General features: G+C 66.7%; 15 protein-coding genes. 8 read left to right on the top strand and 7 right to left on the bottom strand.

Features of this window, described 5'->3' with window-relative positions:
* Positions 1-11: 11 nt before the first annotated feature.
* The 3 genes from ACFQQD_RS05505 to ACFQQD_RS05495 form a co-directional block, all read right to left on the bottom strand.
* Positions 12-884 carry a cytochrome b/b6 domain-containing protein gene (locus ACFQQD_RS05505; protein WP_378087532.1) on the bottom strand — a complete coding sequence of 291 codons (873 nt, stop codon included), beginning with the start codon at positions 882-884 and terminating at the stop codon, positions 12-14.
* A gap of 525 nt (positions 885-1,409) precedes the next feature.
* Positions 1,410-2,417 carry an electron transfer flavoprotein subunit alpha/FixB family protein gene (locus ACFQQD_RS05500; protein WP_378087048.1) on the bottom strand — a complete coding sequence of 336 codons (1,008 nt, stop codon included), beginning with the start codon at positions 2,415-2,417 and terminating at the stop codon, positions 1,410-1,412.
* Positions 2,418-2,480: 63 nt separating this feature from the next.
* Complete coding sequence (locus tag ACFQQD_RS05495; protein WP_378087046.1) at positions 2,481-3,260, bottom strand: electron transfer flavoprotein subunit beta/FixA family protein; 780 nt, start codon at positions 3,258-3,260, stop codon at positions 2,481-2,483.
* A 391-nt stretch (positions 3,261-3,651) separates the two neighbouring features.
* Here ACFQQD_RS05495 and aceA point away from each other — a divergent pair, with 391 nt between their 5' ends.
* The 3 genes from aceA to ACFQQD_RS05480 all read left to right on the top strand — a co-directional run bounded on the left by aceA (position 3,652) and on the right by ACFQQD_RS05480 (position 6,990).
* Positions 3,652-4,956 (top strand): isocitrate lyase, encoded by a 1,305-nt coding sequence (aceA, locus tag ACFQQD_RS05490; RefSeq protein WP_378087044.1) that lies wholly within the window; start codon positions 3,652-3,654, stop codon positions 4,954-4,956.
* A gap of 42 nt (positions 4,957-4,998) precedes the next feature.
* Complete coding sequence (aceB, locus tag ACFQQD_RS05485) at positions 4,999-6,708, top strand: malate synthase A (RefSeq protein ID WP_378087042.1); 1,710 nt, start codon at positions 4,999-5,001, stop codon at positions 6,706-6,708.
* A gap of 81 nt (positions 6,709-6,789) precedes the next feature.
* Positions 6,790-6,990 carry a hypothetical protein gene (locus ACFQQD_RS05480; RefSeq protein ID WP_378087040.1) on the top strand — a complete coding sequence of 67 codons (201 nt, stop codon included), beginning with the start codon at positions 6,790-6,792 and terminating at the stop codon, positions 6,988-6,990.
* A 27-nt stretch (positions 6,991-7,017) separates the two neighbouring features.
* Here ACFQQD_RS05480 and ACFQQD_RS05475 read toward each other — a convergent pair whose 3' ends face one another.
* Both ACFQQD_RS05475 and ACFQQD_RS05470 read right to left on the bottom strand, forming a co-directional pair.
* Positions 7,018-7,461 (bottom strand): acyl-CoA thioesterase, encoded by a 444-nt coding sequence (locus ACFQQD_RS05475; protein WP_378087038.1) that lies wholly within the window; start codon positions 7,459-7,461, stop codon positions 7,018-7,020.
* Entirely contained in the window at positions 7,458-8,588 is a 1,131-nt protein-coding gene (locus ACFQQD_RS05470; protein WP_378087036.1) for a DNA adenine methylase, read from the bottom strand. The genes ACFQQD_RS05475 and ACFQQD_RS05470 overlap by 4 nt, the downstream gene beginning before the upstream one ends.
* A 116-nt stretch (positions 8,589-8,704) precedes the next feature.
* Here ACFQQD_RS05470 and ACFQQD_RS05465 point away from each other — a divergent pair, with 116 nt between their 5' ends.
* Positions 8,705-9,823 (top strand): YihY/virulence factor BrkB family protein, encoded by a 1,119-nt coding sequence (locus tag ACFQQD_RS05465; protein ID WP_378087034.1) that lies wholly within the window; start codon positions 8,705-8,707, stop codon positions 9,821-9,823.
* Between the two features lie 27 nt (positions 9,824-9,850).
* On the opposite strand, the gene ACFQQD_RS05460 is transcribed toward ACFQQD_RS05465, so the two are convergent.
* The gene (locus ACFQQD_RS05460) at positions 9,851-11,059 is read right to left on the bottom strand and encodes a thermonuclease family protein (RefSeq protein ID WP_378087032.1); all 1,209 of its coding nucleotides are present in this window, start codon (positions 11,057-11,059) and stop codon (positions 9,851-9,853) included.
* Between the two features lie 117 nt (positions 11,060-11,176).
* Between ACFQQD_RS05460 and ACFQQD_RS05455 the strand changes: the two genes are divergently transcribed.
* From ACFQQD_RS05455 to ACFQQD_RS05440, 4 genes are all read left to right on the top strand, one after another.
* Complete coding sequence (locus ACFQQD_RS05455) at positions 11,177-11,584, top strand: DUF3052 domain-containing protein (RefSeq protein ID WP_378087030.1); 408 nt, start codon at positions 11,177-11,179, stop codon at positions 11,582-11,584.
* Between the two features lie 75 nt (positions 11,585-11,659).
* Positions 11,660-12,298, top strand: coding sequence for a hypothetical protein (locus tag ACFQQD_RS05450; protein WP_378087028.1), 639 nt, complete (start codon positions 11,660-11,662; stop codon positions 12,296-12,298).
* Between the two features lie 96 nt (positions 12,299-12,394).
* A complete protein-coding gene (locus ACFQQD_RS05445; protein ID WP_378087026.1) occupies positions 12,395-14,485 on the top strand; it encodes a hypothetical protein in 2,091 nt (696 codons plus the stop codon).
* Positions 14,485-16,521, top strand: coding sequence for a hypothetical protein (locus ACFQQD_RS05440; protein ID WP_378087024.1), 2,037 nt, complete (start codon positions 14,485-14,487; stop codon positions 16,519-16,521). Before ACFQQD_RS05445 ends, ACFQQD_RS05440 begins: the two co-directional genes overlap by 1 nt.
* Before the next feature lie 19 nt (positions 16,522-16,540).
* On the opposite strand, the gene ACFQQD_RS05435 is transcribed toward ACFQQD_RS05440, so the two are convergent.
* On the bottom strand, positions 16,541-17,248 hold the full coding sequence (locus ACFQQD_RS05435; protein WP_378087021.1) for a LytR C-terminal domain-containing protein: 708 nt from the start codon (positions 17,246-17,248) through the stop codon (positions 16,541-16,543).
* Positions 17,249-17,314 lie beyond the last annotated feature (66 nt).

The following is a 17,314-nucleotide window of genomic DNA, read 5'->3' as shown; positions in this document are numbered from 1 at the left end:
CGGGTTCCCGGTTATCTGGTCACCGTTCCCATGCGAGCGGCGACCGGGGCGGTAAACAGTGGTTTGGTCAGGAACCAGGCGGCCGCGATGACCACCAGGGAGACCAGGAAGATCACCAGCCCCCACCCGTCCACGACGTCTCGCGAGGTGTACATGTGGTTGAGATTGCGCAGGGCTCCCGTGAAGAACACCAGGAAGACGTGCACGACGGTGAAGCCCACGAAGTAGATCATGACCGGGAAGTGCACGGCTCGCGCCCACTCGACCGGATACCACCGGTTGAGCCTGGGGGCTCGCTCCGGCCACCAAGTGGAGATGCGGATTCCGGAGAGGATCGCCAGCGGGGCGGCGACAAAGACGGTCAGGAAGTAGGTCACCAGCTGCAGCGCGTTGTAATGCACCCAGCCGTTCTCGGTCGGCCAGTCCAGGGAGGCGTACTGCAGGCCGGTGGAGACCATGTGCGGGAAGACGTCCCAGTCCGTGGGCACGATCCGCATCCACTGCCCCGTGGCGAACAACAGCACGATGAAGATCAGCCCGTTGACGACCCAGAGAACGTCCAGGCCTTGATGCAGCCACTGCGTCAGGGACACCTTTTTCGGGCTGTTCCCCTTCGGCGAGAAGAACGAGTTCGGCCGAGCCGTCCACTGGCCCGGAGGCTTGCGTTCCGTGCGAACCTGCCATCCTGTACGCACGATCAGCACCAGAAGGAACGTGTTCAGGAAGTGCTGCCACCCCAACCACGCCGGGATGCCCGCCGGAGCCGCGTCCGGCTGGGAAGAATGGCCGTCATACGTGGCGATGAACTCGTGCACACCCTCCAGGGTCCGGAGCCCCCTCGCCGCCAACACCACGACCAGGGCGGCGACGACCAGGCCCACGATGACGGCGAGCGGCTTCCTCCACCGAACCTTGTGCCGTGGGCTCGGCTCCTGTGGGCCGGGCTCCTGTTGGCCGGGCTGATGCTGCTCAGCGTGGTGCCGGTCTGTTTGGTGCCGGTCCGCGACAGTCGGCGTCTCCGGCTGAGCGGCCGGGGCCGCCATTCTCTGCCGGGGCCGCGTAGGGGGTGGAGTCGGCGCGGAACCCATCCGCGTCCGGCCCGGCTGTCCGGACATCCGCGTCCTGCCGGCCGGTGCTGAGGGCGCAGACTCGGTGGATGAGTCAGGCGAGCGGGTCTCCGTGGTGCGCTCGGTTCGCGGTGACGCGGGCGCTCCCATTCGCTTCTTCTTGACGGCGGGTTCTTCGGCCGGCGGCTGGGATTCCGGAGCCTGAGACGCCGGTGGAGGGGATGCCGGCGACGGGGATCCGCCCATGCGGCGCCGACGCGGGGGGCCGTCCGGGCTCTGCTCGCTCATCATGGGCTGTGGCGTCCTTCGTCAGGGGGTGCATGGAAACAACGGTCACCGCCGTCAGCTGCGCCGGGCCCTGAGCTCCTCGATCAGCTGTGGGACCACGGTGAAGACGTCCCCGACGATGCCGAAGTCCGCGATCTCAAAGATCGGCGAATCCTCATCCTTGTTGATGGCCACGATGGCCTTGGAGGTCTGCATCCCGGATCGGTGCTGAATGGCTCCGGAGATGCCCAGGGCCACGTAGAGGTCCGGAGCGACCGAGATACCCGTCTGGCCGACCTGCGAGGAATGCGGGACGTAGCCGGCGTCGACGGCGGCCCGGGATGCGCCGACCGCCGCACCGAGGGCATCGGCGAGCTCCTCCACCAGGGAGAAGTTCTCCTTGGACCCCAGGCCACGACCGCCGGCCACCACGGCCTTGGCACCCCGCAGCACGGGGCGTCCCGCTTCCGCGGGCACATCAGTGGCCTCGTCGATCCGGGCACCGGGGGCTGCGGGAGTGGTGACCCCGGCCGTGACAACCTCTGGATCGCTCACGGGCTCGGCGCGGTCATCGATGGCACCGGGTCGGACGGTCACGATCATCAGACCACCCTCCACCGCAGACTCGGTGGTGTAGTCGCCACCGAAGACGGCATGCCTGACAATCACCTCTTGCCCCTCATCGTCGTAGAGGAGCCCGACGGCGTCCGCGGCCACCGCGCCGTCGGCCACCACCGCCAGCCGGCCGGCCACGGTCCTGGAATCGTTGGTGTTCGCCACGAGCACCGTGGACGGAGCATAGGTGTTGACCGCATCCGCCAAGGCTCCGACCTGCGCCGTTCCCAACTCCGTGCCGGCGTTCTCGGCCTCGGCCAGGTAGACATGCGTGGCGCCGAGGGCCGCCAGATCATCGGCCAGGGCACCGGCCCGGCCGGGGCTCGTGACGGCCACGGCCACGGGCGTGCCGATGATGGCAGCGGCTCCGAGCAGTCCCGCGGCGGTCGACTTCGGCGTCCCGTCGCTCGTCGTCTCGATCAGCACGAGGACGTTCCCGGCTTTTCCGGAGGCTGGGGTGGTTGCCATGATGGGGTCTTCCTTCACGTCAGCAGGGGCGTCTGAAGATCGGTCAAGGGCCTGACGAGAGTGTCAAACCAGCCGATGAGAGGTGAGGTACTCGGCCAGCTGAGCCGCTGCGGTGCCGTCATCGGTGATCTTGGGTCCAGCCTCCTTCGGAGGCCGCGCGGTGGCCGAGACCATCACGGAACGCACGGCTGCCGCCTCCGGCCCCGCGTCGATTCCCAAGTCCGCCAGCGACCACGTCTCCATCGGCTTCTTCTTGGCCGCCATGATGCCCTTGAAGTTCGGGAAGCGCGCTTCCGCCGCTTTCTCCGTCACGGACACCGCTGCCGGCAGCGGGGCACTCAGTTTCACCGTGCCGCCGTCGACCTCTGCCGTTCCGGAAACGGAACCGTCAGCGATGGCGACCTCGTCCAGTCCGGGCAAGATCGGCCAGCCGAGGATCTCCGCCACCATGGCCGGGACCATGCCGCCGCGGCCATCGGTGGCCTCATTGCCGGCCACCACCAACTCCCCGCCGGCCTGACGCACACCAGCGGCCAGCACCCGGGCGGTCTGCACCATGTCCGAACCGGCCATGGCCGGGTCCGTGATCAGCACGGCAGAGTCCGCGCCCATGGACAACAGCTTCCGCAACGTCTTCGTGGTGCCTTCCAATCCCAGGGAGATCACCACGATCTCAGTGTCCGGGTGGCCGTCCTTGTACTGCAGGGCGGTCTCCAAGGCACGCTCGTTGATCTCGTCCGGCACCGGTTCTGATGCGTCCCGATCCAGCATCCCGGTCTCCAGGTCGATCTTCCGGTCCGACCAGGTGTCCGGGACCTGCTTCGCCAGAACGGCAATCTTCATGGAGAACTCTCCTTGGCAGTGGACGAACGTGAAGGGTCTACGATCTGCGCTCCAACTTACTAGTGCCACCCGGTATTCACTAAGCGCGCGAGTGCCGCCACCGTTGCCTCCGCGGACACCGTCCACGCGACGGCGGTGAGCCGCCTCAACGGAGAACTCGCACTTCTTCACAGTTTTCGCATCGGAATCGCAGCACGTGCCCAATCTGGTTGCAAACTACGCACTGTTTGACACATGTCAGACTTCGGAGATTTTTTCATCGTTTCCCTGGGTCAGTGCGGCACCTTCCCGTCAAGACTGGAATTCATCGAAGCAGCCGGCTTCGAGAAACAGAACGACATCACGTGGACCACGGCCCGCACGTGGCCGGCACACCCCGAAGGAGACCGCCATGACCGAGCAGGACACCCCGCGCACCCCGGCGTCAGCCGAGCAGATCCAGCACGACTGGGACCACCATCCCCGGTGGGCCACCACTGAGCGTGCCTACTCGGCCGAGGACGTCGTGCAGCTTCGCGGCCGCGTGCAGGAAGAGCACACCCTGGCTCGCCGCGGATCTGAGAAGCTTTGGAACCAGCTGACTTCCGAACATGCTGAGGGCTCGTACACCAACTCCCTCGGCGCCCTGACCGGCAACCAGGCCGTGCAGCAGGTCAAGGCCGGACTGCGCGCCATCTACCTCTCCGGCTGGCAGGTTGCCGCTGACGCCAACCTCTCCGGTCACACCTACCCCGATCAGTCCCTCTACCCGGCCAACTCGGTTCCCCAGGTGGTTCGCCGCATCAACAACGCTCTGCTGCGAGCCGACCAGATCGAGTTCGCGGAGGGCATCCAGACCGTGGAGGACTGGCTGGTCCCGATCGTCGCCGACGCCGAAGCCGGCTTCGGCGGCCCTCTCAACGCCTACGAGCTGATGAAGTCCATGATCGCCGCGGGCGCTTCGGGAGTGCACTGGGAGGACCAGCTGGCCTCCGAGAAGAAGTGCGGTCACTTGGGCGGTAAGGTCCTCGTCCCCACCGGTCAGCACATCCGCACCCTGAACGCGGCGCGCCTGGCGGCCGACGTCGCCGGTGTTCCCTCGGTCATCATCGCCCGTACCGATGCCGAAGCCGCCACCCTGATCACCTCCGACGTGGACGAGCGGGACACGGAGTTCCTCACCGGCGAGCGCACCGCCGAGGGCTTCTACAAGGTCCGCAACGGCATTGAGCCGTGCATCGCCCGGGCCAAGGCCTACGCTCCGTACTCCGACCTGATCTGGATGGAGACCGGCACCCCGGACCTGGACCTGGCCCGACAGTTCGCCGAGGCGGTCAAGGCCGAGTTCCCGGACCAGGTGCTCGCCTACAACTGCTCACCGTCCTTCAACTGGAGAAAGAACCTGGACGACGCCACCATCGCGAAGTTCCAGCGCGAGCTCGGCGCGATGGGTTACACCTTCCAGTTCATCACCCTGGCCGGTTTCCATGCGCTGAACCACTCCATGTTCGATCTGGCCAAGGGGTATCACGAGCGCCAGATGTCCGCGTACGTGGAGTTGCAGGAGCGCGAGTTCGCCGCCGAATCCGCCGGCTACACGGCCACCAAGCACCAGCGCGAGGTCGGCACCGGCTACTTCGACGCCATCTCGACCGCTCTCAACCCCGACGCCTCGACCTTGGCGCTGACGGGTTCCACTGAGGCCGGTCAGTTCTGATCGACCGGCAACCGCACTGCTGAACGACGACGAGGAGACCCCATGTATGCCACCGACCAACCGATCTCCCTCAACGGCGTGACCATCACGGGACCACATCTGCCGCGCCAGGAGAAGATCCTCACCCCCGACGCACTGGATTTTCTGGCCACGCTGCACCGGCGCTTCAATGGCCGTCGGCTCGAGTTGCTGGATCGGCGTGAAGAGACTCGTCAGCGGATCTCCGAGGGCTGGACGCCGGACTTTCTGCCGGAGACCCGCACCATCCGTGAAGATGATTCGTGGCGAGTGGCGCCCTTGGCTCCGGGACTGAAGGACCGGCGCGTCGAGATCACCGGTCCCGTCGACCGGAAGATGACCGTCAACGCCATGAATTCTGGGGCCAAGTGCTGGCTCGCCGATTTCGAGGACTCCTCCTCGCCGTCGTGGGAGAACGTGCTCAACGGCCAGGTGAACCTGCGGGACGCCATCCGTCGACGGATCGACTTCACCACCCCGGAAGGCAAGGAGTACACCCTGGGCGGTGTGCAGCTCGTGGACCGCCCGACCATCATCGTCCGCCCTCGCGGCTGGCACCTGGACGAAGACCACCTCGTGGTCGACGGTGAGCCCATGGCCGGGGCACTGGTGGATTTCGGGCTGTACTTCTTCCACAATGCCAAGGAACTGCTGCGCCGCGGCCGTGGACCCTACTTCTACCTTCCGAAGCTCGAGAATCACCTCGAGGCCCGGCTGTGGAACTGCGTGTTCGTGGTGGCTCAGGACGCCCTCGGCATCCCGCAGGGCACCGTGCGCGCCACCGTTCTGATCGAGACCATCACGGCGGCCTTCGAGATGGAGGAGATCCTGTACCAGCTGCGCAATCACGCGGCCGGGCTCAACGCCGGACGCTGGGACTACATCTTCTCCATCATCAAGAACTTCCGCGACCGCGGTGAGGAGTTCGTGTTGCCGGACCGGGCCGAGGTCACCATGACAGCTCCGATGATGCGCGCCTACACCGATCAGCTGGTCCGGGCGTGCCACCGTCGCGGGGCCTCCGCGATCGGCGGGATGGCGGCGTTCATTCCGAACCGACGGGACCCCGAGGCCAATGCGGCGGCACTGGAGAAGGTGCGGGCGGACAAGACCCGCGAAGCCGCAGACGGTTTCGACGGCTCGTGGGTCGCCCACCCCGACCTGGTGCCAGTGGCGATGGAGGTCTTCGACGAGGTGCTGAACGATCGGCAGAACCAGATCCGTGCCAACCGGCGCGAGGATGTGGTTCCCGACGCCGCCGCCCTGTTGGCGGTGTCCCAGACCCCCGGGTCGATCACCGAGCGGGGTGTTCGGATGAACATCGAAGTGGGCCTTCGCTACGTGGAGTCGTGGTTGCGCGGTCACGGTGCCGCGGCTATCCACAACCTCATGGAGGATGCGGCCACCGCGGAGATCTCACGGTCCCAGATCTGGCAATGGATCAATGCCGGCTCGACGGCGGCGCTCGAGGATGGCACGCAGCGCACCGTGACGCGGGAATGGGTTCAGGAGTTGATGGAGGAGGAGTTCGCCGCCATCGAGCGCGCTGAGGGAGATCGATTCGACGACGCGCTCGAGGTCTTCGCCAGCTCCGCGCTGGCCGAGGAATACCCCGACTTCCTCACCCTGCCGGCGTACCGCCGCTTCCTCTCGGCCAGTTCCCCAGCACACTCGACGGCCGGCTCACCGACCACCTCACCGGCCAGTCGGGAACCGACCTTCGCGCCCTCCTGATCCCGGGCAGCACCGTGTGCTTGCCCGATCGGACGGCGGTTGCCACACTGGGATCCCCGGACGTCGGATGAAGGAGTCACCATGGAACATGTGGACCCAGAAGTGCCCGAAGAAGTCCTCCTCGACGAACCACAGCCCCAGTTCTCGGACGAAGACGTGCAGATCGGTGCGGAGGTCGCCGACGACCCGGTGGAGACCCCCGCTCACCACGAGGACGAGGACTTCGCCCCCGAGCTGGAGGAAGAACCCTTCCCCGCTACTGAACCGCCGAGCGGCGACTGACGGCGAAGCTGAGATGTGGCCGGAGGCCTAGTCCTCCGGCCACATCCATGCCGCCAACTCGGCGCGTTCGTTCTCCGTCAGTGCTCGGGAGCGCCCGTCCTCACCCAAGGTGACCAGGACGGCATCGACGGTGAAGACCGCCTGCCCGTCTTGGATGCCCTGATGTCGCAGGGTGTAGGACTTCGTCCCGCTGCGGGACACCCCCACTCGCATCGTGATCGCGGGGGCGTACATGGCCTGAGCGTGATAGTCGATCACTTGCCGAGCCACCACCCTCCGGGCCTCCCCTTCCGATGAATGCTGCTGGGCAGTGAGGTGTGCGAGGAACCGTACTCGCGCTTCCTCGGCCAGCGTGACGATCTTGGCGTTGTTCAGGTGGCCCAGAAGGTCCTGATCCGACCAACGCAGACCGAGTTCGAACTCATAGACGTGGGGCTCGGGGGTGGGGTAGTTGGAGACGGTCACGGTCATCTCTCCTGTCGTGGTGCCGGTAGGGGACGAGAAAGAGTTCGCGAGGAAGCCGCGGACGGGGATGCGGGCGGCGAAGCGGTGGCTACGGCGGCGCTGGCCGCCTCGACCTTGGCCGCCGGACCCGCGATGAAGAGGTGCTCGGTATTGCGAAGATGGGAGATGCGTCCCACCTTCTCGCCGGTCGGCGAGTGAATGCCGATCGACGCGCCGACGTATCGCTTGGAGTCGAATCCGAGGACAGCGACCGACTCGTGTCCGGCCTCGCGCAGAGATCCCTCCATCTGCTCCGGTGTGATCCAGGCCTCGTCGCTGTAGGAGACGATCACCACCTCGGAGCGGATGCGGGCGAGCACGTCGGCGAGCGCAGCGGGCATGGTGCGTTTGGAGTTGAAGACGCTTCGATGATCGTCCTCGCGGACGTCCACGCGCTTGCAGGCCACTCCGTAGTGCTCCGGCTCGTCCCACCGGACGAGGGTTTCCCAGACGTGATAGTTCGCGAAGTACCGGTGTTGGTTGTACGGCGGGTCCACGTAGTAGAGATCCGCCTCCGGCAGGGTGTCCACGGTCTGCATGACATCCCCCACCACCACCGCGCCGGGTCCGTCCAGCAGGTCCGGCGTACGCAGGCTCAGATCCCGCCGGGACCGTGGCGCCCAGGACTTCAGGTACGCCATCTGGATCCCCGTGGTCGAGTCCACCCGGTCGGCGGCCTCCAACAACGAGGTCAGCAGAATCGGGTACCACGCGGTGCCGACGTATTCGTCCTCGATCCGCTGGCGGATGGCGTCGATCCGCATCCCGTTCTTGGGTTGAAAATACCGGGCTTGCTCGCAGAACGTGCGCGTCACGTAGCCGCGCACCGGCGTCGTGGACTGCAGGTCCCTCAAGATCTCGGTAAGTCGGGCACGGTCGATCTGCCGGGCCTCGGTGGCGATGTAGCACTCAGCCAGCACCCCGGTGTAGGTGGCCCGGTCCGAGGCCGTGGTCCACAGACCCCGTCGCTTGAATTCCTGGGCCACACGCGTGGTGCCGGAGAACAGGTCGACGGCGGACCGGGCGCCGATCGCGGTGGCCATGGCACCCAGCACGGGCACCAGCACGCGCTTGGATCCCAGGTACTTGATCATGACTTCGAACCCTATCCGAGGCTGACTCCCGGCGACGCTCTCGCGCTGGAACCTTTTGCGCTCGGCCCCCAAGGGGTCAAGATGACGTGTGAGACCAGGAGACGAAAGGACACCCCGTGCCCATCAAGGATCCCATCGACGCCACGCTCGAAGCGGCCGACGCTCCGGCGCCGGATCACGGTGAGAAGCCGGATGATCCGCCCAAGCTGACAGGCAAGAGCTGGAAGTACGCCTTCAAGAGGGCACTGAAAGAGTTCGGCAGTGACGGAGCCACCGATCTGGCCGCCATGCTGACGTACTACACGGTGTTGTCCCTGGCTCCGGCGCTGCTGGCCATCTTCTCGATCATCACGCTGGTCTTGGCGAACAACGCCGACACCGTAACGACGCTGGTGGACGACCTTGTGCAGCAATACGTCCCCGCCGACTACCAGCCACTGGTGATCAATCTCGTCGAGACGATGATGGGCTCGGCGAGCGGAGGGGTGATCGCCCTGATCGTCAGTATCGCCATCGCACTGTGGTCTTCCTCCAAGTACGTCAAAGCCTTCTCCCGGTGTCTGAACACCGTCTATGAGGTTGAGGAGGGCCGCGGGTTCGTCCGGCAGACCATGATCATGCTCCTCACCACCCTGTGCATGCTGCTCGGCGTGGTGCTCATTCTCGTCTCGCTGGCGCTGAACGAAACCCTGGTCACCGGGACGCTGGGACCGCTGGCCGATCCTTTGGGTCTCGGCGGCACCCTGAACTTCCTGACGCAGACCTTCCTGCCGATCTGGGCCTGGGTCAAGTGGCCGTTCATTCTGGCCCTGGTGATCACCATGATTGCGATGCTGTATTACTTCACCCCGAATGTGAAAGAGCCCAAGTTCACGTGGATCGGTGTCGGGTCCATCGTGGCCATCGTGGGCATCGCCATCGCGGGAGTGGCCCTGTCCATCTACTTGCGGCAGTTCGCCGGCTACAGCTCCTACGGGGCCATCGGCACCGTGATGGCGCTGCTCTTCGTGCTCTGGATCTTCAACATCGTCCTGCTGCTCGGCGCAGAGGTCGATGCCGAAGTGGAGCGGGCCCGGCAGTTGCAGGCCGGGATCGAGGCCGAGGAAATGATCCAGCTGCCCCCGCGCGACATCAAGGCGGTCCAGAAGAAGAAGGACGCCCGCGACAAACTGGAAGCCGACGGTCGCGTCCTGCGCCTGAGCCTCAGTGAGGGGACGTCCTCCAAGGACGCGTGACTCCGCTCCGGGCCCGACCCCGGTTGCTCAGCAGGGCTTCCAGGACTGGCCACCCGGGGCATAACAGCGCGGACCGGTGTACCCCGGGAAGTCAGCGTCCGTTCCATACCCTCCCGATGCCGGCTGGCGGGCCGGTTGGCGAGGCGTTGTCTGCTGCTGCGAGCGGCCGGTGTTCCCGCCGGAATTATTGCGTTGGCGTTGCTCCCGCTGCTGGGCTTGGCGCTCTATCTCTGCCTGCCGGGCTGCCTCCTGCTGGGCTGCTTCCCGCCGCGCCTCCTCGGCGGCCTTTTCCTCGGCTTCCTCAGCTGCACGCCTCTCAGCAGCGGCTCGTTCTTCAGCGGCCTTCTTCTCGGCCGCGGCCTGTTCTTCGGCGGCCTTCTTCTCCTCCGCCCGTTGAGCGGCGGCCCGGCGCTCGGCCTCGGCGATCTCCGTCTTCTGGGAAGTCAAGTCCTTCTGGTACGCCACCGCCGCAGGCAACGCCGAGTCAACCCGGGGCCTCAGCTTGGTCGCAACAGCGCCATAAGCGCGGGACAGGACGACGTGGTCGCCCGACTCAACCAGCCCCAACGCCGCCTCCAATGCCTCGCCGGCAGCGATCACCGGAGCAGCGGCCGACAGCGCCGCAGTGACCCCAGCAGCATCCGTCGGAATGCCGGCCGGCAGGTCTTCCAACGGTGGGAGGGCTTCTGCCAACGCAGGCAACGTGCAGCCAAGATCAGGGTCGTGAAGCCCCGCGCCGGCGTCGACGGCCCGCTCCTGCGCCTCAAGCACTTCCGGATAGAAGCGGTCGTTCGGCTCATAGACGACCGCAACGCCCAGTCCGGCCTCCGCCAGATCGGCGTTCACCAACGACTCGTCCTTGTAGACACCCGCGAGGGTCCGGTCATAGCGATCAGTGCGTTCAACGTCGTACACGAGCTCGATCTGCTCACCCGGTGCCAACAGATTCTGGAGGAACTCGGTGGCCTCCGGACCCAGGCACTGAACCGGCTTCTCCGGATGCTTCGTCTCGGGCGTATCCACGTTCAACAGCCGAATGCGCTGTACTTCACCATCGACCTCCGCGTCGAGAGTGTCGCCATCGATCACTCTGACCACCGTGGCCCGGTCGCGGCCGTCGTCCGAACCACCCCACTGTGCTACCGCGATCCCGGCGACACCACCGACGACGGCTACCGTCGCTACTCCGGCGATGACCTTGGTGGCCACCGACAATCTCTTCCCTGAACGAACCATGATGGTCGTGTCCTCCGTGCGGGTCCCCTCCGCGTGATGACAGCAGAAGACTAGCCGTCGGCCGGACGCTGCAAGGTCCCCCTCCCAGCATGACGCGAGACCGGGCAGAATGGCCCCATGGCCACGACCCCAGCGCAACCCGCCGAGCCCGCCACACCGAAGAAGACGACCGCCCAGAAACTGTTCCTCAAACCGTCTGACGTCTTGTATCTCGGGGGCGGTCACCAAGGCCTGCACGCCTTGCTGGACCCCCTGCCAGAAGGAATTTCCCTCACCGACGAGATCACCGAGGCCACCGCCGTCGTGCTGTTCGCCCAGGACCAGAAGTCCCTCGACGGTGTGCTGGACGATTGGATGGAGCCGGCGCTCGGCGCTCGGGTGCTGTGGATCGGTTATCCCAAAGGCGGCCGGTCTGACATCAACCGGGACACCATCTGGAAAGACGTCGAGGCCCGCGGCCACAAACTGACCGCGAACATTCCACTGTCCGAAGAGTGGTCCTCGGTCCGGGTCAAGACCACATGAGTGACTCGTAGACTGGAGGTAGCAGGCCAGCAGACGTTGGCCAGAGCACCACCCGACGAATAAGGGATAGCACCCATGCGCCGAATGTCAGATCCCGACTACGTCACCGAATGCCAGAACACCCTGCACGACGAGAACATCGCACCCCTCACCCAGCTCTGTGACTCCCTGCAGACCAGCGGCAAGGGAACCGTCCCGTATGTGGATCCGCACTATGACGTGGACCAGGCCCGCATCTTGACCCTCACCCCCGCTCCCGGCCCCGGTACCGCTTCGGGTTTCTTGTCCCACGAGAACGACGACGACACGTCAGAACGCCTGATCCGGATTCTCGCTGCGGCCGGGCTCACACCCCAGCACACCATTCCCTGGACGGTTCATCCCTGGACCCAGGACGGTTACGCCACCAACCTCACCAAGGATAGGATCGCGGCCGGCGTCAAGCCGTTCAACCGGTTCCTCAAGCGAGTTCCGCGTGTGGTGGCGATCATGGCCCATGGCGGCGAGGCCCAGAAGCTGATCAAGGCCTTCTCCACCACGATCGGCGGAACCGTCCTGGCGGACAAGGCCATCAAGGTCTTCAACCTGCCGGCTCTTCAGGCCCAGAGCTCCAACAAGAAGTTCACACCGGAGGAACTCGAGGAGCAGATGGCGGACACCTACGGCCAGGCCATGCGCCTGTGCGGCATTCGTCCCCTCGTCAGCGGCAACTAGCTCTCACGGTCCGCAGGTTCGGGGCAGCCCGTCGAGCCCCGTCGATCCGGGCGAGAGCAAGGACCACAGTGTGGCTCCCTGTGGAACCATGTTCCTATGACGACGTATCTGACCGCAGTGGTCCCGCGGGACCTGGAGGAGCGTTTCGAGACGTGGCTCGCTCCTCATCTGCCTGAGTCCGGTACTGAGCACCTCGTGCGGGACCTGCCGGGGAGCCCTGCACGACTGCATCACGTGGCGCGGTCAGCGCACGCAGACCTGCTGACCGGCGTCGAGCCTGGGACCGGCGGCCTCTTTCGCGGTTATGCGCAGGCTCCGGCCGGGGACGCTCTCGTGTTCGGTGGAGCCGGTGCCTCCGAACTCGCCGTCCGCCAACCGAAGACCGTCTGGGGGACCGACTCCGGATTGCTGCGCGGCCAGCCGGGCCACGAGTGGGACGGCGCGCATCTGGCGGTGTCCTGGGACCGCCATGGACTGACGGCGCACACCGACTTTTTCCGGATGCTTCCCCTGCTGTACACAGCCGGCTCCGGCATCGTCGCCCTGTCCGATTCGTGGCAGCTGTTGGTGCGGCTGAGAACCGCGCTGGGGCTGCCCGTGAGCATCAACACCGCCACGGTGTGTGCCATGGCCACGGAACGAGCCATCACCGAGCACCCGCTGGACCGGGGCACCGCCTGCAGCCAGGTGCAACTGGCCACCCTCGGATCCCAGGTTTTCAGTCCATTCACACTGGAGGGCGCCGGGGATCCTGTTCTGCGGCAAGCACCGTTTCCGGAGATCTTCTCCGAGCCGAGCGGATCCTGGGCGGAGATCGTGCGAACCGGGGCGACGAGCATGGCCTCCGTCCTGCGGACCTGGGCCCAGCTCCCTGGAGGGTCCCTCCGTCTTTCCATGTCCGGCGGCGCGGATTCGCGCGCCGTCCTGGCTGCCGCCCGGCGCGCCGATCCCGGGCAGCACGTCACCACCATGACGACGGCGGCCCCCGCGGCTGCCACGGCCCAGGACTTCGAGGTGGTCCGGGACATCGCCCGCACCGTCGGAATGCGACTCGGGAACAACCCCGTGGCACCCGAACCTCAACTCCACAAGTACCGCAACGACTTCCTCGTCTGGATGACCGGCTCCCTCGGATTGCACGACCGCGTCCACCTGCCCAGCCGCCGCGTGGGCACGCCCGGTCATTTCACCCTGACCGGTCACGGCGCCGGGCTGTTCAAGGGAACCTACGGGTGGCGCCCGTTCACCCGTGTGGCCGAGGATCTGGTCTCGTGGGACGCAGGGGTCGGGACCGTGGCCGGGGAACGCGGCATGGACTTTTTGCGGTCCGTGGGAGTGGATCCCGCCGGAGGAGACTCCAGCGAATGGCACTACATCGGATTGCGGAACTCCCTGCATGGCGGGCGATTCACCCTGTCCACCTACTTCGGCACCCCTCCCCTGATGCAGCGCGAACTCGCACGGTTGGCCCACGTTCCCGCCGACTCTCCGCGCGCTGTGCCGGAGTCCCTGCGCAAGCGTCCGGACTCCAACGCCCCCCGGCTCAACACCTCGATCTCCACCGTGCTGACCGCCCTGCTCGAACCGTCCTTGACGACCATTCCGTATGACAATGCGGAGAAGAACGTGGACCCGGCCACCCTGCAGTCCATTCTCGAGGAGGTCGGCGGACCGATCTCCGATGACGAGCTGACCACGGTGGCCACGTACGGCATCCCCGCCGACGTGGACCATGGAGCCGCGGAGACCATCCAGTCCCTCTCACGCACCTGGGGCCAGACGGTGGATCCACAGCGCGGCAGCATCGCTCCACTGGTGGCCCACGGTGGCGCGATTGCCGCCCAGGCCGGACTGGGCGAGTGGTACGGCCCGCTGGCCGAGCACGCGGCCGCCGCGCTGCAGGAGAAGGTCCCGCTGGCTCACCAACGCGGATCGTTCGGCCGATTGATGACCTTCCTGCCGTTGGAGGACGCCGACCTCGACGGGCCGGTCCCGCCGCGCGTTCCCGTCTCTCCACAGCCGGCACAGCAGCCGGAACCAACACCGGGCCCGACGCCGGCGCAGTCACCGAAGTCATCGGCAGTTCCGCCGATGGTGAGACGCGCCGCTCGACTGGCTCGGCGCGCCGCTCGGCTGGCTCGGCGCGTCGCCCGCCGCGTCATCGACCGGACGCCGGGAGACCGCTGATGTCGACCTATCTCTCCGTGGTGCTGCCCGACCACTTGGAGGACCGATTCGCCGCGTGGCTGGGTGAGACGGCGAAGGCGGACCATCTGGTGATCGACCTGCCGTCGGCGGGATACCGATGGCATCACGTGGCTCGGGCCGCGCAAGAGGATGTGGTGACCCAGGAGAGCCCGCGGCTGCACCACCCCGAACAGGGCGGTGCCTCGCCTGGCATGGTCCTGCCCGAGGCCGGCGTCACGCTGTTCCGCGGCTTCGCGCAGGACCCCGAGGCGACCACACTGGTCTTCGCCGCTTCGGGCCTGTCCGCTCTGCGCCACACCGACCCGCACCTCGGGGTGTCTGAGTGGGACGGGTGCCACCTGCTGATCGACGTCGACCACCGCGGATTCCGGGCGACCACCGACTTCTTCCGTCAGCTGCCGTTGCTGTACACCTCCGGTCAGGGGCTCGTGGCGATGTCCGATTCGTGGTCCCTGTTGGTGGATCTTCGATCGGCGCTGGGACTTCCCCTCACCGTGGACACCTCGGCCGCTCTGGCCTCGTCCTGGCCCAACGCCATGGCCAACCACCCGCTCTCAGCCACCACGCTGTGCCACGAGATCCGCATGCTTCCTCCAGGCGCTCGCCTGGAGGTGCTGTTCCACTCCACGACGGTCTCCGAGCCGCGACCTCATCAGACACCGTGGCCGGAACTGTTCGCTCCACCCGGCACCTCCTGGGGAACCGAGGTCCGCCGGGCCGCCGTTCGCACGGCGTCCCTCGCCTCGGCTTGGGCTGCCACCGAGGGCACCTCCGTCAGGCTGGCGCTGTCCGGCGGGGTCGATTCCCGTCTCGTGCTCGCGGCCACCTTGATGGCCGACCCGGACTCTGACGTGACCGTGTACAACACCACCAACCTGGGCAAGGCCAACCAGGCCGATGCCGACGTCGTGGCCTCCCTCTCCGAGCGATTCGGCTTCCCGGTCGGCGCCGGTGGCCGGCCGGCACCGCGGCCGGTGTTGGAGAAGTACGCCTCGCCACTGTCCGTGTGGCTTCTGGGCTCTCTGGGCCTGAACCACCAATTGGCGCTGCCCTCGTTCCGGGTCGGCGGCAACGGTTTCTTCACCGTCAGCGGCCATGGCGCGGGCGTCCACAAGGGTGCCTTCGGCTGGCGTTCAATTCCCGATCTGAAAGCTGAGATCGCCGCGAACGACCCCGCCATGGGGACCGCTGTGGCCCGTGAAAGCGCAGCGATACTGCGTCAACTCGGCCTCGATCCCGAGGACCGCCCGCATGCCACTGAATGGCACTATGTGGCGATTCGGAACTCGATCCACGGTGGCCGGTTCGCCGTCCAGAACATGCTCGGTCCCCGGCCGTTGATGCAACGCCAACTGGTGTCCCTGGCTCATGCGCCGGCCGGTTCGCCCGCGTCCGCTCCGCCGGAGATCGGTCCCGTATGGACCCGAGGAGGCGGCTCCACGCTCACGGCAGCCCTGGCTTCCGTGCTGAGCCCCGAGCTGGCAGCCCATCGCTACGACAGTCCGGCCAAGGCGATTGCACCGGAGACCATCCAGGCCGTGCTGGTCGCCGCGGGCGGCCCGCTGGACCCCTCCGAACGGCACGCGGTCCGGACCTTCGGTGCCCCGGCCGACGTCGTGAACGGCCCGCCCGCGGTGTTCGAGACCATGGCGCGCGGCCGGCTCGACGCGGGACTGTCACACACTCCCGAGGGGTCTCCGCAGAAGGTGCATCAGCAGGTCACCGCCCTACTCGAGGACGGATTCCGGGTCGCACAGGACCTCGGGTTCTCGGAGTGGTTCACCCCGACCGCAGAACGTGCCCGCGCCGCTCTGGCCGCCGGCGGTCCGCTGTCACATGCCCGTGGGGACGCCGGAACCCTGATGACCTTCCTCCCCTTGGCCCGAGCCGGACTGACGGAGCCGGTCCCGTCCCGGGCCGTTCCGAACCCTCAGGAGAACGACGCCGGACCGTCGACCTTGCGCCGGCTCGCCGGACGGGGGAAAAGGTGGGCGCGACGACGCTGGGCGCGCTGACCCTGTCTTCGCCTGCTCCTCAGCCCTGGACCCCGGTGGGAGCCTCAGTCTCCAGGCGCTGGCAGTCCAAGGGCCCCGAGTTGGTGGACACCCGATCCACCGGCAACAGTCCGGAGTACTTGGTGCCCAGGATGACGTCCACGGTGTTGTCCTCGCGGGCGTCCGGTCGGTAGTACGAGCCTTCGATGTTGCGCTGGATGGTGAACGCGGTGTCCCGCCCCTGGGGACCGGACATGATGACGGCGACCATGTTGGAGGTGGTGAATCCCTTGTTGCCGACGCCGTCGATCTGGAATCGTCGCGATTCCAGATCGTTGGCCACGTCCCCAGCCAGCCCGCCGATCGTGGTGCCGTTGTAGACCAATACCGGCGACGACTTCGAGTAGCTGAACTCACCGGCAGGACACAACAGCTCCTCGTCCGGTGGAGCCGCCTCCCATCCGGGGATACTCCACGCGCCGCGGAGGACCTGATACGCCGTCACGGTCACCCCAGCCAGCAAGACCGCGATAACCACCAGGACGATGGCCTGTCGGCGGTGCCGACGCCGTCGGTCGCGGGCCAGGATCCGGGGATCAACGGCGGCGAAATATCCCTCGAGGTCGTCTTCGGTGAAGATCCGCCGGCCGTCGGGCTCTCTGCGCGGGTCGGCATCGACCGGAAGCCGCGAGCTGGCTGAACGCTCCGACCGCTGACGGCGCGGGGACACTTCTGGAGGGTTGGTCACGGCGACCCCCTTCGGCGCGAGCGGACTCTTTGCTACAGACTAGGCGAACGAGCATGCCCCTCAGGT

The organism is Citricoccus sp. GCM10030269, assembly GCF_042665635.1.
Lineage (GTDB): Bacteria > Actinomycetota > Actinomycetes > Actinomycetales > Micrococcaceae > Citricoccus.
Note: the sequence above shows the minus strand (reverse complement) of the source record. Positions and strands in the feature narration are given on the sequence as shown.

Bases quoted from the DNA above. Each gene is read 5' to 3' on its own strand.
- ACFQQD_RS05500 (WP_378087048.1), bottom strand. From the start codon at position 2,417: ATGGCAACCACCCCAGCCTCCGGAAAAGCCGGGAACGTCCTCGTGCTG.
- ACFQQD_RS05495 (WP_378087046.1), bottom strand. From the start codon at position 3,260: ATGAAGATTGCCGTTCTGGCGAAGCAGGTCCCGGACACCTGGTCGGAC.
- aceA (WP_378087044.1), top strand. From the start codon at position 3,652: ATGACCGAGCAGGACACCCCGCGCACCCCGGCGTCAGCCGAGCAGATC.
- aceB (WP_378087042.1), top strand. From the start codon at position 4,999: ATGTATGCCACCGACCAACCGATCTCCCTCAACGGCGTGACCATCACG.
- ACFQQD_RS05480 (WP_378087040.1), top strand. From the start codon at position 6,790: ATGGAACATGTGGACCCAGAAGTGCCCGAAGAAGTCCTCCTCGACGAA.
- ACFQQD_RS05475 (WP_378087038.1), bottom strand. From the start codon at position 7,461: ATGACCGTGACCGTCTCCAACTACCCCACCCCCGAGCCCCACGTCTAT.
- ACFQQD_RS05470 (WP_378087036.1), bottom strand. From the start codon at position 8,588: ATGATCAAGTACCTGGGATCCAAGCGCGTGCTGGTGCCCGTGCTGGGT.
- ACFQQD_RS05460 (WP_378087032.1), bottom strand. From the start codon at position 11,059: ATGGTTCGTTCAGGGAAGAGATTGTCGGTGGCCACCAAGGTCATCGCC.
- ACFQQD_RS05455 (WP_378087030.1), top strand. From the start codon at position 11,177: ATGGCCACGACCCCAGCGCAACCCGCCGAGCCCGCCACACCGAAGAAG.
- ACFQQD_RS05450 (WP_378087028.1), top strand. From the start codon at position 11,660: ATGCGCCGAATGTCAGATCCCGACTACGTCACCGAATGCCAGAACACC.
- ACFQQD_RS05445 (WP_378087026.1), top strand. From the start codon at position 12,395: ATGACGACGTATCTGACCGCAGTGGTCCCGCGGGACCTGGAGGAGCGT.
- ACFQQD_RS05440 (WP_378087024.1), top strand. From the start codon at position 14,485: ATGTCGACCTATCTCTCCGTGGTGCTGCCCGACCACTTGGAGGACCGA.